This is a genomic window from Pseudoalteromonas lipolytica, assembly GCF_003515105.1.
In the GTDB taxonomy this organism is placed as follows: domain Bacteria; phylum Pseudomonadota; class Gammaproteobacteria; order Enterobacterales; family Alteromonadaceae; genus Pseudoalteromonas; species Pseudoalteromonas lipolytica.
The window spans coordinates 2,794,919-2,811,746 of sequence record NZ_CP032090.1; the positions used below are offsets into that span (position 1 = coordinate 2,794,919).

The following is a 16,828-nucleotide window of genomic DNA, read 5'->3' on the forward strand; positions in this document are numbered from 1 at the left end:
ATGGATAGCCTAGACGATATTTTAGAAATATTAGAAGGTCCTAGTACAACAAAAAAGACCTCTACAAAAAATAAAAAGAGAAAATGGCGCGAAATCGAAGCTTTGAAAGATAAGCACAGATTACGTAAAGAACTACAGGAGTTAGACTACTTTACAGACAGTATAGCGATTGATGAGCTAGACTTTTAAATCAAGGCCCGCAAGGGCCTTTTGTTTGCATTAAATTTTAGGAAGGTGCCAATTAATCGGTGTTTTATGCTGTTCGCTCAGTCGCTGATTAATCGTTGAAAAATGCTTACACCCAAAAAAACCTCGATGTGCAGACAAAGGTGAAGGATGTGGGCCTTGGATCACGTGATGACGCGATGTATCGATGTGTTTACCTTTCTTTTGTGCATGTGCCCCCCACAAAACAAACACAACTCCCTCACATTGCTGATTGATCAGTGCGATAACTTGGTCTGTAAACTGCTCCCATCCCAAATGCTTATGTGAATGCGCGTTTCCCTGCTCAACGGTCAGTACTGTATTCAATAAAAACACGCCCTGCTCTGCCCAGCTTTGTAAGTAACCATGCTCAGGTATTTCGAATCCGTCGATATCTGTGGCCAGTTCTTTATAGATGTTTTTAAGTGAAGGCGGCAGTTTTTTAACCTCAGGTTGCACTGAAAAGCATAATCCATGTGCCTGCCCTTCACCGTGATAAGGGTCTTGCCCTAAAATAACCACTTTCACATCGTTTAAAGGGGTGGCGTTAAAGGCTGAGAAAACCTGTTCTTCAGGTGGGAATACAACAACACCCGCAGCGCGTTTATCAGCAACATAGGTTAGTGTGTCTTGCATATAGGGCTTGGCTAATTCAGCCTTTAAAAAATCTTGCCAGTTGGTCATTTTGAAGCCTGTATTTGCTTTCTTGAAATGTCTATTTTACCACACATCTCGCTCAAGCCATCAAGCATGCGGGTTGTAAAGCGATGTAATAAATCAGCGTTAACACTTATAAATTGGTTATGCTGAACGGCCGGTAATTCAGGCCATTGTCGCCAATCTATTTGAGGTTGCGGCTTTTTCGATTTTTCATCGGGGATAATAATCACCTCGGGTTTACTTACCAGCACATTTTCAATACTGATACGCGGATAATCGGTTTCACTGTTTGCAAATACATTGTCAGCATGGCAAATCGTTAATAACTGATTAATCCATGTGTTACCCCCCACCGTCATCATCGGCTCTGGCCATAACTGATAAAACACACTCACTGGGAGTTTATCCTGCTGTGAAGCACGGATGGCAGCAAGCTTTACTTCAAACTCAGTGGCTACTCTATCGGCTCGCGTTTTTAAATGGGTTAACTCACCTAATTTACGTAACTCATCAGCCACATTATCCACTTGGTCTGGGTTACTGTAAGCAACCGGAATACCTAATTTCTCAATGTAAGCAAGATCTTCAGCTTTATTACCGGTCTTCCATGCAAGAACAAGATCAGGTTTCAGCGATAAGAGCCTTTCCATATTGATGCCGTAGTAACCACCCACTCGTTCAATTTCATTGGCTTGTGCAGGGTAATCGGCATAATCGACAGTTCCAACGATGCGATCTCCAGCACCAATTGCAAACAGGTTTTCGACTATATGCGGAGCCAAAGCAACGATACGCTGAGGCTCTTTAATTTCATGTGCGTAAGAAAACTGAGCCAACCACATCAATGCCCATAAGCAACTAAAGGTCAGTGCTTTCATATTAGTAATCAAACCCTTTTTGTGCCTTTATGCCAGCATCAAATGCATGCTTCACGTTACGTACTTCACTCACGGTGTCTGCAAGTTCTGTGAGTTTTCGGTGCGCGCCTCGCCCTGTAATAATCACTGATTGCATTGCAGGTCGCGAACTAATTGCAGCAATGACTTCATCTAAATCAATGTAGCCATAGGTAATCATATAAGTGATTTCATCGAGCATCACTAAATTAATAGACTCATCTTTTAGCATTCGTTTTGCTTCTTGCCATGTTACTTGCGCTGCCGCTGTGTCAGAGTCTTTATTTTGAGTCTCCCAAGTGAAACCCGTATTCATAATGACAAATTCGACGCCTGCTTTTTCGAGTAAATTACGTTCACCGCACTCCCAAGTGCCTTTAATAAACTGACAAACAGCTGCTTTCATGCCATGACCCACAGCACGCGCTACAGTACCAAAGCCTGAGGTTGATTTTCCTTTCCCGTTACCTGTAATGACCTGAAAAATACCTTGCTCTTTTTGAGCCGCGGCGATGCGCTCGTCTACTTTTTGTTTTACTTTTTGTTGGCGCTGTTGGTGCTTATCTTGGTTGTTTTCGCTCATTATTTTTCCTTACTAAAGGTGTCATAAATATTGATAATTTGCTCAATATCCATATGTTTTTCCACTACGTCTGCGAGTCTATTTAACTGCTGTTCGCGGTGTTGATTAAGATCGATAGGTGTCAATTTCGTCTCAGGCTCTAGCCATCTGACCAACTGATTTACTGCATCAGGTGTATCAAAAAGCCCATGTAAGTAAGTACCTGCTACTTGGTTATCATCGCTAATAAAGCCGTCATGGGTAAAGCCATTCGGATGCTGTTCAAACGTTATAAAAGGCTGTTCAAGCGCTGGCCCCTCACTTATTCCGGCATGTATTTCATAACCACAAACTTGCTGTTCGCTGCTGTTTAAATGCAATATTCCAGTTACTTGTGTCAGCACTTTTTGTTGGCCTAACTGAGTTTCAAAATTAGCGATTCCCAACCCTTTTGCTTCCCCTAGTCTAGACTCGACAGAATGAGGATCGGCAATTCGCATCCCTAACATTTGTAGGCCACCACAAATCCCCAGCACTTTGCCTGAATACCGAAGATGGCGGTGTATTTGTTTGTCCCACCCTTCATTTTTTAGAAAGGCTAAATCGCTTAACACATTCTTACTACCTGGAATAATAATTAGATCAACATCAGGAATCGATTGTGTATGACGGACATAGTGAAGGTCTATTTCTGGTTGCAGTCTGAGGACATCGAAATCAGTGTGATTACTAATATGAGGTAAAAGAAGAACAGCAATGTGTAACTGTGGCTCAGCAACTTTATTAGCAATAGCCACGGCATCTTCGGCATCTAAGGCTAAATCATGTAAGTATGGCAAAACCCCCAATACAGGTTTATTCGTGTATTGCTCAAGCCAATCTAAACCACTTTGTAACAGTGCTATATCACCACGAAAACGATTTATTACAAACCCTTTTACGCGCGCTTGCTCTGATTCAGATAACAACGCTAACGTCCCAACCAGGTGAGCAAAAACCCCGCCTTTATCAATATCGGCAATAATGATCACTGGGCAATCGACAGCCTCAGCATAACCCATGTTAGCAATATCATTTTCTCTGAGATTAATTTCTGCTGGACTGCCTGCGCCTTCAACAACTAATAGCTCAAACCGTTCGCTTAAGCGCTTTTGAGAGGTGAGTACGGCGTCCATAGCGACCTTTTTATAATCGTGGTAACTGCCAGCTTCCATATTCGAAAGCGCTTTTCCATGCACAATAACTTGTGCACCTGTATCGCTATTTGGTTTTAGTAAAATAGGGTTAAAATCAACCTCAGCGGGCACATTAGCTGCCACTGCTTGCAGTGCTTGTGCACGCCCTATCTCGCCTCCATCGGCGGTTACAGCACTATTAAGTGCCATGTTTTGCGGCTTAAAAGGCGCAACCTTAATGCCGCGTTTAGCAAAAATGCGACACAATGCCGCCACTAAAGTGCTTTTACCTGCATCAGATGTCGTGCCTTGCACCATAAGGGTTTTCATCATTGCTCCCTCTTTAATGTTTGTGCAAGGCCAGCAATAATAAACTCAACCCGAGCAACCTGCTTGGCAAGCGATTGGTGTAACCAACCCGAATGATCAACAAACTGGCGGCTCAATTCACCCAATGGCACAATACCATGGCCTACTTCATTGCTAACAAAAATAACCTCGCAGGGAAACTCTTTAAGCACATCAAGTAGTGCTGCTTTTTGCTCTAGCCAATATGCTTCACCGTGCTGACATAAACAATTACTCAGCCAAAGTGTTAAGCAATCAACCAAAATACAGCGGTCTGCTTTGCCATGCTCTTTGAGCACTTTAGCCAATTGCAGTGGCTCTTCGATAACTTGCCAACGACTATCGCGCTCTAATTGATGACGAGCAATGCGTTCAGCCATTTCATTATCGCCCGCATTGGCTGTCGCAAGATAAATAATCGATTTGCCTGAATTGCTAGCTAGTTGCTCTGCAAAGCGGCTTTTACCACTGCGTGCGCCACCTAAAATCAAGGTATGTGGTTGCTTCATAACATGCTCACTAAGGTTAAATATACAGCCAGCTCAGCAATTTGTTGTGCGGCACCTAGGCAGTCTCCGGTATAACCTGATAACTGTTTTTTGAACCAGTGAATTAATATAAAACGCGTTATAGTAAGTACAAGGATTACAGTGAAGATGTGCCAAATACTGAGCACTGAAAATAACCATGCGAAAAGTATCACTGCCCCGCCTGTCGCAAGCAGTATTTGGTAACTTTCGGTGCTTAAATACATCGCAACGGGTTTTACTTTGCTGGTTGCATCGTGACTAACATAATCCATGTCAGCAATTAAACTCGTTGCGACAATTCGGCTTAAACTCTGCCCTAATAGCAACGCAATGAGTAGCAAATTTAGTGACTCAGACAACACAACTAAACTTTGAAACTTAATAAGCAGCACAATAATAAGCGCAGCCGCTCCGTAAGTTCCTAAACGGCTGTCTTTCATAATGGTCAGCTTATCTTCAACTTTCCAGCCACCACCAAAGCCATCCCACACATCTGCTAACCCATCTTCATGAAATGCCCCCGTCAAAATTAACCCTAAGGCCATAACAAGTGCCACGGAAATTGAAGCAGGAAAAAAGTAACTAAACACGAGATAACCTAAACTTAAAATCCCCGCAAGTAGAACCCCTACCAAAGCAAAATAGCGACTGGCTTGGTTCAATGCCGTCGTTGATACCTCAAAATTGAGCGTCACAGGTATACGTGTTAAAAAACTAACAGCTAGCAATAATAGCTGCTTTTGAGAAGGCGATGGGTTGTGTGTATTCATTGCTTAAACAACCTGCTCAACATGTGCATCTGCAAAACTTGCCATTTCGTTATAAAATGCAAGCGATGATTGTAATAATGGTAACGCCAAGGCGGCACCACTGCCCTCTCCTAAGCGCAAATTAAGGTTTAATAATGGCGATGCGTCTAACGCTGCCAGCATGGCTTTATGTCCTTGCTCATCTGAGGCGTGAGCAAAAATCATATAATCACGTGCATGCGCGTTTATACGTGTCGCAACCAATGCTGCGGCACTGCAAATAAAGCCATCAATAACCACCACCATGCCTACTTCTGCCGCGGCTAAAATAGCACCTGTTATTTGAACTATTTCAAAGCCACCCAGCGCCGCTAATGTCATTAATGGATCGTTAAGATGCGCCTGATGCAAATTAACGGCTTGTTCAACAACCGCAATTTTTTTAGCTACCACCTCATCCGTTACGCCCGTGCCCTTACCCACACATTGAGCGGCAGGTAATGATAATAGAGCAGCCATTAATGCTGCCGCACTGGTTGTGTTACCGATCCCCATTTCACCGAATGCTACGGTATTACACCCTGTATTTTTTATTGCATTCACACGCTGCTTAGCAAACTTAAAGCCTTGTTCAACTTGCGCTGGCGACATCGCCATTGAGGTATTTATTGACTCAGTAATATGCCCTAAACGTTGATTATGAACACTAATATGATGCTGTTCTGACAAAGTGCCTGCATCAACGACCTCTAGCTGCCATCCAAGTTGACGACAAAATACATTAATTGCCGCTCCACCATGCGCAAAATTAGCAATCATTTGTGAAGTCACACTGCTTGGCGCAATCGAAACCCCTTGGCTAGCAACACCATGGTCACCTGCAAAAACGACGAGTGTCGGCGCGTTAATAACAGGTTTAAATTCATCTACAGCGTGCTCTGAGTTAAGAGATTGACTTAAAATGAGTGTCAACGTTTTTGCGCACTCTTCTAATTGACCAAGCGCTCCTAAGGGTTTGGTTTTAAGATCTATTTTTTGTTGAATTACAGATGCATACTGCGAGTTAAGAGGTGCGATATTAAACATGGGCTACCTGCGCTGTTTACGAAAATAAAGTAAAGATAAAAAGAACACACTGCCTATAGCCGCAGTGATCACACCCACAGGCAATTCTTGATTAGTCAGTAAAGTACGACAAAGCACATCGACCCATACCATAAATGTACCACCAACAAGGCTCGTCATTAAAAGGTTGTGGCTTGAGCCTTGCGACGTAAAGTAGCGGACAATATGCGGGATCATAAGCCCAACAAAGCCAACCCCCCCACACATAGCGACCAAAACAGCAGTAATTAACGAACTAAGCAGTAACATTAAAATACGAAAACGTTGAGCATGAATCCCCAGTGTTGCCGCGCTTTCATCACCAAGCAACATAGCGTTTAACTGACGACGAAAAGCGATCATTAACGTCATACACGCAATGATTACGGTGAGCGGGATCCAGAGCGTTCCCCACTCAGCACGTGAAAAACTTCCCATAGTCCAAAATAAGATAGCTGTAATCGCTTGAGGATCGCTAAAATAAAGTAATAAACTGGTTAAAGCACTAAACAGAAATGACAGTGCGACCCCCGCCAATAACATCGCTTCAACTTGCCCTACATGGCGACGCCCAGCAATGCCAATCAACAAAAACATAGAGAGTAAGCTGCCCAAAAATGCAGCAATCGACATACTAAAGCCAAAACTCACACCGGTAAGCGATATAAAGCAAACCACACCAAATGAGGCACCTGAAGAAATACCAAATAAGTAAGGGTCTGCCAACGGGTTTCGCGTTACGGTTTGTAATATAAGCCCAGCAAGCGCGAGCCCAGCTCCAGCTAAAAACGCCAATATCATACGTGGCATGCGCAGTTGCAAAATAATACGCTGGATAAATTCATCACTGCCCTGGCTGATTAAACTATGCAGCACATCACTCATTGATGTACTCGCGGCACCAAAACTGAGTGCTAAAAAGCAACTAACAAGTGCAACGCATACACAGAGACTAAAGCGCACCCTATCAGTCATCTTGATGCTCCTGTCTGTTATAGCCGTAATAGTAGGTAATATGTGGCACGAACTCATCAAACGAGGTTGACTGAGGATGAGCAGACACTCTTGCACAAACACCAAAAACATCACTTAACAGCTGCTCTGTAAGCACCTCTTTTGGTGTGCCTTGCGTAATTAATTGACCTTCATCGATAACAAGTAACTCATCACATACGCTAGCAGCTAGATTTAAATCATGAAATGAAGCGAGCACAGTGACATCAAGTGACTTAGCAAGCTCCATAATTTGAATTTGATACTTAACGTCAAGATGGCTGGTTGGCTCATCCATAATCAATAACTTTGGTTGCTGAACAATTGAGCGGGCTATAAGTGCACGCTGTTTTTCTCCACCCGAGAGTGAATCAAAGCTTTGCTGTGTGTGATGACTTAAACCAACCTGCTCGATTGCTTGATAAATACGCTTTTTATCATCGGCATTAGTCGCACTAAACAGGGTTTTATGTGGGGTGAGACCTAAACTAACTACATCGAAAACAGATAAATTAAATTGCGAAGGAGACTCTTGTAAAACCACAGCAACATTTTTAGCGAATTCATCAGCACTGATTTGCCAAATATTATCGCCAGCTAAAAAGACTGCACCTTGTTGTGGTTTTAAATAGCGATATAAGCAACGCAATAAACTTGATTTACCGGCGCCATTAGGTCCCAGCAAACCAATAAATTGACCTGCATTTAACTGCAAATTGATTGATTTAAGAATTGTTTTATCAGCAATTCCCCAGCTTAAATCAGATACTGAAATTAAAGGGGTTGTGCCTTGGCTTTTTAATTGCAAATTACACTCTCTTGGCGAGTTTTATCAACGCACCAGAAAGCACTGACCTATATCAGTAGATAACGTGAGTTGACCCGCTCAATGATACTAATTAGTTTGAATATTAAATCGCTCAAATCGATAAACACTCTACTGTATTAGCATAATAAGACTAATTGTTGTTGCTAAGTATCTGGCTGACCATGTTCATCATGGATTACAGTTGCGGGAACAGCTGGAGAATCTCACCCCATTCCATAGCATATAGATATACCTAAACGACCTCATGATGCGAGTTTCTGTTGGAATTAAAGCAATATAGGCAAGAAATTGATTACACAGAATGGTTATTCCTTTCCTAAAATCAATAACGCGGAATTAATCGCTTTAAACCAACCCGCAGAACGTTGTTCAAAAACTTACTTTCTAAGTTGTTACTTATATACGTGCTGCAAAGTAACGCCTTGATATAAAGCCCCTGTAAAACGCTGAAATCTAAATTTTGAGGTAGTTCGGTATATTATGGCGGGCTAAGTAAATAATTCAATGAATATCACTCTAGATGGCTAAAAAACTATTTTAGGCCACGCTTGCCCTTGTTCATCTATATATACATCTAACGTTATTAACCCTGCATAAGGTAAATGAAAAACATTAAGGTGAGTATTCGTTTGTTTAGGCATATGACAAATAATAGCGAGGATTTGTTTAATTACACCCGCGTGGCTAATCACTAATGAATGCGTATGTTTGGACTCTGTAAGCGAAACTAAAAATGCCTGCCACCATGCTTCGACTCGCGCGTAAAAGTCAGCCATTAATTCACCATTGGGCACTTTAACCTGCCACGGATGTTGCCAAAAATCACCGACATGAGGTTTACCATTTTGTTGCCAAAGTTGTTGGTAATCTTGGCCATCCCAGTCACCAAAATTAAACTCTTTCAATGCATTGTTATATTGCACATTGATTGTATGCTGACGAGCTAAGAATTCTGCATGCGTTGAACAACGTTTTAGCGGAGAGCTATAAATAGCATCGAAGCGAGATAATTTTGCGCTTGCTAGACGCATCTGTTCATAGCCTACATCTGACAAAGCAACATCAACGTGCCCACAAAGAATGCCCGGAGTTGCAATTTCGCCATGCCGTAGTAAGTAAACCCGTGAAGTAAATGCGTCCATAAATATCCTTAATCAGCCATACAATACGGTAACGCGTTTCTAGCTCAGTGTCGAGTTAGGCTAAACGAATTAAGCGAACATCAAAATGCAGCACTGCATTTGCACCAATTTTACCACCATTCCCCTTTTTACCCCACGCAAGCGCAGGAGGGATCACAAATTCATAGCGAGATCCTATATTCATCAACAAAAGCCCCTCTCTTAGGCCTTCAATCGCTTCTGATAAAGCAAACACCTCCGGCATACCCGCTTTATAGCTATCGGCAATAACATGACCGTCAGCGAGAATAATTCGTTGATTAATAACAACAGTATCAAACTCTGTGAGCTTGTCACCTGCCGCATCCTCTACAACTTTATACATCAAACCCGATGGGCACACTTGTGTATCTGGATGAGCTGAAAATTTGCTGATAAATGCTTCACTATTCTTACGGTTTAAACCTGATGAGCCTTTCGATTTTGTTGTTTTCTTACGAGACACAAAACACCTTAATTGTATTACAAATATAAAGCGCTTTATCGCATAACAAAGATAGGGAAGCAAGGAGTTTAAAGTAGAGTAGCAAGCGCTAAAAACTCAACAATGTCTTAATCTGAAAGATACACTACAGTGGCAATTCAGAGACTTTTCAGCACTAAAGTGCCTTTTACGTCCTAATTATCTCAGCGTGAGGTGAAATAAGCAATTTAAGAGAACCTTTCAATCTGTGTGAACATACCAATCCGCAAAAATACTTAATCATTTTGAGTGATCAAACCAGTCGCTACCTGCGTTAAAAATTTCTGATTTAGAACAACTAAATAACTAAATTTTTGCCTTGTTATCAACGCGGTTTTATTGCCTCAAAATAGACCACTTAATTAAGCGTAATGGTATCAGACATCTATTTTCTGACATCCGATATAGTAGAAAGCATTAAACACAAAAAAGCCCGATTCTTTCGAATCGGGCTTTCTTTAATTAGGATCCTGGCGATGTCCTACTTTCACATGGCAAATGCCACACTATCATCGGCGCTGTTTCGTTTCACTACTGAGTTCGGCATGGGGTCAGGTGGGTCCAAAACGCTATTGTCACCAAGAAAATTCTTTTCAATTTTCTTATTATTAATTTTTAAATTTAAAGTCTTTCGACTGAATTAGGAGCCTGGCGATGTCCTACTTTCACATGGCAAATGCCACACTATCATCGGCGCTGTTTCGTTTCACTACTGAGTTCGGCATGGAGTCAGGTGGGTCCAAAACGCTATTGTCACCAAGCATATTCTGGTCGTTAATCGCATTCGCAATTAACTAAAATCTGGAAATCTGATAATCGTAAAATCTACTTTAGTATATTAACTTCTGTCTGTTACGCTGTCATAAAACGCGTTTGGCGTTGTATGGTTAAGCCTCACGGGTAATTAGTACAGGTTAGCTTAATGGCTCACACCACTTCCACATCCTGCCTATCAACGTTGTAGTCTTCAACGGCCCTTCAGAGACTTTAAAAGTCTAGTGAGAACTCATCTCGAGGCCTGCTTCGCGCTTAGATGCTTTCAGCGCTTATCAGTTCCGAACGTAGCTACCGGGCAATGCCATTGGCATGACAACCCGAACACCAGCGGTTCGTTCACTCCGGTCCTCTCGTACTAGGAGCAACCCCTCTCAATTCTCAAACGCCCACGGCAGATAGGGACCGAACTGTCTCACGACGTTCTAAACCCAGCTCGCGTACCACTTTAAATGGCGAACAGCCATACCCTTGGGACCGACTTCAGCCCCAGGATGTGATGAGCCGACATCGAGGTGCCAAACACCGCCGTCGATATGAACTCTTGGGCGGTATCAGCCTGTTATCCCCGGAGTACCTTTTATCCGTTGAGCGATGGCCCTTCCATTCAGAACCACCGGATCACTATGACCTACTTTCGTACCTGCTCGACGTGTCTGTCTCGCAGTTAAGCTGGCTTCTACCATTACACTAACCGTACGATGTCCGACCGTACTTAGCCAACCTTCGTGCTCCTCCGTTACTCTTTGGGAGGAGACCGCCCCAGTCAAACTACCCACCAGGCACTGTCCGTAACCCCGATTAGGGGCCAACGTTAGAACATCAAAACTACAAGGGTGGTATTTCAAGGACGGCTCCACAAAGACTAGCGTCTCTGCTTCAAAGCCTCCCACCTATCCTACACATGTAGGTTCAATGTTCAGTGCCAAGCTGTAGTAAAGGTTCACGGGGTCTTTCCGTCTAGCCGCGGGTACACAGCATCTTCACTGCGATTTCAATTTCACTGAGTCTCGGGTGGAGACAGCGTGGCCATGGTTACACCATTCGTGCAGGTCGGAACTTACCCGACAAGGAATTTCGCTACCTTAGGACCGTTATAGTTACGGCCGCCGTTTACCGGGGCTTCGATCAAGAGCTTCGTCCGAAAACTAACCCCATCAATTAACCTTCCGGCACCGGGCAGGTGTCACACCGTATACGTCATCTTGCGATTTTGCACAGTGCTGTGTTTTTAATAAACAGTCCCAGCCACCTGGTCACTGCGGCTCCAATCAGCTTAAAGAGCAAGTCTCATCACCAATCGGAGCGTACCTTCTCCCGAAGTTACGGTACGATTTTGCCTAGTTCCTTCACCCGAGTTCTCTCAAGCGCCTTAGTATTCTCTACCTGACCACCTGTGTCGGTTTGGGGTACGATTCGGTATAATCTGAAGCTTAGAGGCTTTTCCTGGAAGTATGGCATCAACAACTTCACCACCTTAGTGGCTCGTCTCGTGTCTCAGTCTTAAGAGTCCGGATTTTCCTAAACTCTCAACCTACTCACTTTCACATGGACAACCAACGCCATGCTTGCTTAGCCTGCTCCGTCCCCCCATCGCAATTATACCAAGTACGGGAATATTAACCCGTTTCCCATCGACTACGCCTTTCGGCCTCGCCTTAGGGGTCGACTTACCCTACCCTGATTAACATGGGATAGGAACCCTTGGTCTTCCGGCGTGCGGGTTTTTCACCCGCATTATCGTTACTCATGTCAGCATTCGCACTTCTGATACCTCCAGCATACCTCCCGGTACACCTTCAACGGCTTACAGAACGCTCCCCTACCACTCAAAATAAATTTTGAATCCGCAGCTTCGGTGCATAGTTTAGCCCCGTTACATCTTCCGCGCAGACCGACTCGACCAGTGAGCTATTACGCTTTCTTTAAAGGGTGGCTGCTTCTAAGCCAACCTCCTGGCTGTCTGGGCCTTTCCACATCGTTTCCCACTTAACTATGACTTTGGGACCTTAGCTGGCGGTCTGGGTTGTTTCCCTCTTCACGACGGACGTTAGCACCCGCCGTGTGTCTCCCGGATAGTACTTTACGGTATTCGGAGTTTGCAAAGGGTTGGTAAGTCGGGATGACCCCCTAGCCTTAACAGTGCTCTACCCCCGTAAGTATTCGTCCGAGGCTCTACCTAAATAGATTTCGGGGAGAACCAGCTATCTCCCGGTTTGATTAGCCTTTCACTCCTAGCCACAGGTCATCCCCTAACTTTTCAACGTTAGTGGGTTCGGTCCTCCAGTTGATGTTACTCAACCTTCAACCTGCCCATGGCTAGATCACCGGGTTTCGGGTCTATACCTTGCAACTCAACGCCCAGTTAAGACTCGGTTTCCCTACGGCTACCCTAATCGGTTAACCTCGCTACAAAATATAAGTCGCTGACCCATTATACAAAAGGTACGCAGTCACCCAACAAGTGGGCTCCTACTGCTTGTACGTACACGGTTTCAGGTTCTATTTCACTCCCCTCACAGGGGTTCTTTTCGCCTTTCCCTCACGGTACTGGTTCACTATCGGTCAGTTGGGAGTATTTAGCCTTAGATGATGGTCCACCTATATTCAGTCAAAGTTTCACGTGCTCCGACCTACTCGATTTCACTTAAGATGCATTTTCGTGTACGGGACTATCACCCTGTATCGTCATACTTTCCAGAATGTTTCACTAACACATAATAAGCTTAAGGGCTGGTCCGGTTTCGCTCGCCGCTACTTCCGGAATCTCGGTTGATTTCTGTTCCTACGGGTACTTAGATGTTTCAGTTCTCCGCGTTCGCCTCTTACACCTATGTATTCAGTGTAAGATACCTGCAAGCAGGTGGGTTTCCCCATTCGGAAATCCTAGTCTCAAGTGCTTTTTACTAGCTTGACTAGGCTTATCGCAAGTTAATACGTCCTTCATCGCCTCCAACTGCCAAGGCATCCACCGTGTACGCTTAGTCACTTAACCATACAACCCAAACGGGTCTTTGTTAGTGACAGCTGTTAACTTCGCCAGAAGTTAATTCATCAAATAATGATGAGAATACTAAAGTAGATACCGATTAATCTGTCGATTAATTGGCATATTTTTACTTTTGAAAACTCTTGATAAATAACAATTGTTATTCATCAGAATTTTATTATCAGCTTTCCAAATTTTTAAAGAGCATATTAATTAGTGAAGCCTGCGGCTTTACTAACTAACAATCATCTGTGTGGACACTACGAACAAATAAGTTCTAAATCGTATAAGGAGGTGATCCAGCCCCAGGTTCCCCTAGGGCTACCTTGTTACGACTTCACCCCAGTCATGAATCACTCCGTGGTGAACGTCCTCCCGAAGGTTAGACTATCCACTTCTGGAGCAACCCACTCCCATGGTGTGACGGGCGGTGTGTACAAGGCCCGGGAACGTATTCACCGCGTCATTCTGATACGCGATTACTAGCGATTCCGACTTCATGGAGTCGAGTTGCAGACTCCAATCCGGACTACGACGCACTTTAAGTGATTCGCTTACCCTCGCAGGTTCGCAGCACTCTGTATGCGCCATTGTAGCACGTGTGTAGCCCTACACGTAAGGGCCATGATGACTTGACGTCGTCCCCACCTTCCTCCGGTTTATCACCGGCAGTCTCCTTAGAGTTCCCGACCGAATCGCTGGCAACTAAGGATAGGGGTTGCGCTCGTTGCGGGACTTAACCCAACATCTCACAACACGAGCTGACGACAGCCATGCAGCACCTGTATCAGAGTTCCCGAAGGCACCAAACCATCTCTGGTAAGTTCTCTGTATGTCAAGTGTAGGTAAGGTTCTTCGCGTTGCATCGAATTAAACCACATGCTCCACCGCTTGTGCGGGCCCCCGTCAATTCATTTGAGTTTTAACCTTGCGGCCGTACTCCCCAGGCGGTCTACTTAATGCGTTAGCTTTGAAAAACAGTTCCGAGGAACCGAGCTTCTAGTAGACATCGTTTACGGCGTGGACTACCAGGGTATCTAATCCTGTTTGCTCCCCACGCTTTCGTACATGAGCGTCAGTGTTGACCCAGGTGACTGCCTTCGCCATCGGTATTCCTTCAGATCTCTACGCATTTCACCGCTACACCTGAAATTCTACCACCCTCTATCACACTCTAGTTTGCCAGTTCGAAATGCAGTTCCCAGGTTGAGCCCGGGGCTTTCACATCTCGCTTAACAAACCGCCTGCGTACGCTTTACGCCCAGTAATTCCGATTAACGCTCGCACCCTCCGTATTACCGCGGCTGCTGGCACGGAGTTAGCCGGTGCTTCTTCTGTAAGTAACGTCACAGCTGAATGCTATTAACATCCAACCTTTCCTCCTTACTGAAAGTGCTTTACAACCCGAAGGCCTTCTTCACACACGCGGCATGGCTGCATCAGGCTTGCGCCCATTGTGCAATATTCCCCACTGCTGCCTCCCGTAGGAGTCTGGGCCGTGTCTCAGTCCCAGTGTGGCTGATCATCCTCTCAAACCAGCTAGGGATCGTCGCCTTGGTGAGCCATTACCTCACCAACTAGCTAATCCCACTTGGGCTGATCTTATGGCGCGAGGCCCGAAGGTCCCCCGCTTTGGTCCGAAGACATTATGCGGTATTAGCAGTCGTTTCCAACTGTTGTCCCCCACCATAAGGTACATTCCCAAGCATTACTCACCCGTCCGCCGCTCGTCAGCAGAGTAGCAAGCTACTCTCTGTTACCGCTCGACTTGCATGTGTTAGGCCTGCCGCCAGCGTTCAATCTGAGCCATGATCAAACTCTTCAATTAAAAGTTTTTTCTGCCCTTCCCATTAAGGGAGCGGACATGCTCAATGAATTCTGAATTTATTTAACATCTTTCGATGTTGAATTGACTGTGCTGAAATAAGTAAACTTATTTCCGTTGGTCACTCAGTTTAAATTGAGACTCTAAATTTGTTTGTCTTACTACCTAAGTAGCTCGACTGTTAGAACTCAATCTGTACGAGTGCCCACACAGATGATTGCTTTATATTGTTAAAGAACGTTTCGAGCTGCTTTCGCGTCTCGAGGGATGCGTATAATACATCCTTAATTTTTCGAGTCAACACTTAATTTTAAACTTTCTTTCGAAGACTTAAAACCGAAGTTTTACTTAACTCTCTGCTACGTTGTTCAGCGTCTTTCGTTGCTGCCCGCCGTGTCAGTGGATGCGCATTATAGGGAGATGGATTTTTTACGCAAGCACTTTTTTGCAGAAAACTACTAAAAACTTACCTTTCGCGCAAAAAACAAGCTAAAGGCAGTAAAAAACACAGTTTACTGTACAAAATACAGCCAACTTTTCTCGAGAGGATCTTAAGTATTATCGAAATTAGGTAATAAGCAAGTTTTAAAAATAAAAAAAGCGCCCTTATTTAAATGACGCTTTCTTTCATTTTCTAAATATTAATACAAGATACTGTAGAGTTTACGACGATACTTTGAAGCTAACGCATCACCATCTGGTAATGAAGCAATAATTTCTAGGTATGTTGGTTTTGCATCTGCAAAGTTTAGATCTTTCTTAAGTACATTAAACAATAACTCTAATGCTTCTTCTTTGCGCCCTGCTCCATTAAATGCATTACTTAATTCCAGCTTTATTTCTAAATCGTTCGGGTACTTTTCTACTTTTACTTGTAACGCTTTTATCTCTGGTGAGTCTGTTGCTGCCAATGCCTGCTCACATTTAGCTTTAATGTTTGTAAAATAAGCATCGCGCTCGCTTTCATCAACTGAATCTAATAAAGCTTGCGCATCATCTAATTTATGAATTTGAATACAAATATCCGCGAGCACTAATTTTACGCGCGTATGACTTGGGTCTAGCTCATACGCTTTCTTGGCATAATTAAAAGCATTGTTTAGATCTTGATTAATTAAGGCTTGTTTAGCTTGCTCAAGTAATAACTCATGTTGTGCAGGTAAATGCTTTGCAAGCGCATCACGAATTTGCTGCTCAGACTGTGCGTCTGGCAACATATCAACAGGAGCAGCATCTTTTAGCAATACTAATGTAGGCAAAGCTTGCAAGCCAATTTGTTGTGCCAATTGCGACGCCAGCGCTTGTTCCACATCACAGTCTAGTGTTGCTACTAATAAATGCTCACCATATTCACTGGCTATTTTCTCTAAAATTGCAGCTTGCTGATGACATTCTGGGTTTTGTGCAGAATAAAAACTAAGTAGCACTATTTTTTCTGAAGATGTTTCACCCAATGCTTGCTGCAGATTCTGCGGTGTAAGATTTATCATATTGTTCATGTGATCGATTGCACTATATATTCATTTAGGTTTTTATATGGTGA

13 protein-coding genes, 4 rRNA genes and 1 riboswitch are annotated in these 16,828 nt (G+C 43.8%); of the genes, 1 reads left to right on the forward strand and 16 read right to left on the reverse strand.

Annotated features, from left to right (window positions below; genetic code table 11):
* Complete coding sequence (locus D0907_RS12570) at positions 1 to 189, forward strand: DUF3545 family protein (protein WP_036966391.1); 189 nt, start codon at positions 1 to 3, stop codon at positions 187 to 189.
* 30 nt (positions 190 to 219) lie between these two features.
* Here D0907_RS12570 and ung read toward each other — a convergent pair whose 3' ends face one another.
* From ung to D0907_RS12650, 16 genes are all read right to left on the reverse strand, one after another.
* Positions 220 to 891, reverse strand: a complete 672-nt coding sequence (ung, locus tag D0907_RS12575; protein WP_036966388.1) for a uracil-DNA glycosylase — start codon at positions 889 to 891, stop codon at positions 220 to 222.
* Positions 888 to 1,709 (reverse strand): cobalamin-binding protein, encoded by an 822-nt coding sequence (locus D0907_RS12580; protein ID WP_227006808.1) that lies wholly within the window; start codon positions 1,707 to 1,709, stop codon positions 888 to 890. The genes ung and D0907_RS12580 overlap by 4 nt, the downstream gene beginning before the upstream one ends.
* A gap of 37 nt (positions 1,710 to 1,746) precedes the next feature.
* Positions 1,747 to 2,346 carry a cob(I)yrinic acid a,c-diamide adenosyltransferase gene (gene cobO / locus D0907_RS12585; protein ID WP_036966385.1) on the reverse strand — a complete coding sequence of 200 codons (600 nt, stop codon included), beginning with the start codon at positions 2,344 to 2,346 and terminating at the stop codon, positions 1,747 to 1,749.
* Positions 2,346 to 3,830 carry a cobyric acid synthase gene (locus tag D0907_RS12590; protein ID WP_075594444.1) on the reverse strand — a complete coding sequence of 495 codons (1,485 nt, stop codon included), beginning with the start codon at positions 3,828 to 3,830 and terminating at the stop codon, positions 2,346 to 2,348. The genes cobO and D0907_RS12590 overlap by 1 nt, the downstream gene beginning before the upstream one ends.
* Positions 3,830 to 4,357, reverse strand: coding sequence for a bifunctional adenosylcobinamide kinase/adenosylcobinamide-phosphate guanylyltransferase (cobU, locus tag D0907_RS12595; protein WP_118844583.1), 528 nt, complete (start codon positions 4,355 to 4,357; stop codon positions 3,830 to 3,832). Before cobU ends, D0907_RS12590 begins: the two co-directional genes overlap by 1 nt.
* Positions 4,354 to 5,148, reverse strand: a complete 795-nt coding sequence (locus D0907_RS12600; protein ID WP_074989054.1) for an adenosylcobinamide-GDP ribazoletransferase — start codon at positions 5,146 to 5,148, stop codon at positions 4,354 to 4,356. The genes cobU and D0907_RS12600 overlap by 4 nt, the downstream gene beginning before the upstream one ends.
* A gap of 3 nt (positions 5,149 to 5,151) precedes the next feature.
* Positions 5,152 to 6,213: a nicotinate-nucleotide--dimethylbenzimidazole phosphoribosyltransferase gene (gene cobT, locus D0907_RS12605; RefSeq protein WP_118844584.1), complete on the reverse strand. Its 1,062-nt coding sequence runs from the start codon at positions 6,211 to 6,213 to the stop codon at positions 5,152 to 5,154.
* Between the two features lie 3 nt (positions 6,214 to 6,216).
* Positions 6,217 to 7,206 (reverse strand): FecCD family ABC transporter permease, encoded by a 990-nt coding sequence (locus D0907_RS12610; protein ID WP_074989056.1) that lies wholly within the window; start codon positions 7,204 to 7,206, stop codon positions 6,217 to 6,219.
* Positions 7,199 to 8,032: an ABC transporter ATP-binding protein gene (locus D0907_RS12615; RefSeq protein ID WP_074989057.1), complete on the reverse strand. Its 834-nt coding sequence runs from the start codon at positions 8,030 to 8,032 to the stop codon at positions 7,199 to 7,201. The genes D0907_RS12610 and D0907_RS12615 overlap by 8 nt, the downstream gene beginning before the upstream one ends.
* Positions 8,033 to 8,200: 168 nt before the next feature.
* Positions 8,201 to 8,268: riboswitch (cobalamin riboswitch) on the reverse strand.
* A gap of 309 nt (positions 8,269 to 8,577) precedes the next feature.
* Positions 8,578 to 9,195, reverse strand: a complete 618-nt coding sequence (locus D0907_RS12620; RefSeq protein ID WP_118844585.1) for a histidine phosphatase family protein — start codon at positions 9,193 to 9,195, stop codon at positions 8,578 to 8,580.
* A 55-nt stretch (positions 9,196 to 9,250) separates the two neighbouring features.
* Positions 9,251 to 9,679, reverse strand: coding sequence for an FKBP-type peptidyl-prolyl cis-trans isomerase (locus tag D0907_RS12625; RefSeq protein ID WP_118844586.1), 429 nt, complete (start codon positions 9,677 to 9,679; stop codon positions 9,251 to 9,253).
* Between the two features lie 486 nt (positions 9,680 to 10,165).
* A 5S ribosomal RNA gene (gene rrf / locus D0907_RS12630) occupies positions 10,166 to 10,280 on the reverse strand.
* 63 nt (positions 10,281 to 10,343) lie between these two features.
* A 5S ribosomal RNA gene (gene rrf / locus D0907_RS12635) occupies positions 10,344 to 10,458 on the reverse strand.
* Positions 10,459 to 10,580: 122 nt separating this feature from the next.
* Positions 10,581 to 13,466, reverse strand: a 23S ribosomal RNA gene (locus D0907_RS12640).
* A 281-nt stretch (positions 13,467 to 13,747) separates the two neighbouring features.
* Positions 13,748 to 15,288: ribosomal RNA gene (locus D0907_RS12645) — 16S ribosomal RNA — on the reverse strand.
* Together the 16S, 23S and 5S rRNA genes form the textbook arrangement of a ribosomal RNA operon.
* 638 nt (positions 15,289 to 15,926) lie before the next feature.
* On the reverse strand, positions 15,927 to 16,784 hold the full coding sequence (locus D0907_RS12650) for a tetratricopeptide repeat protein (RefSeq protein ID WP_118844587.1): 858 nt from the start codon (positions 16,782 to 16,784) through the stop codon (positions 15,927 to 15,929).
* Positions 16,785 to 16,828: the final 44 nt, after the last annotated feature.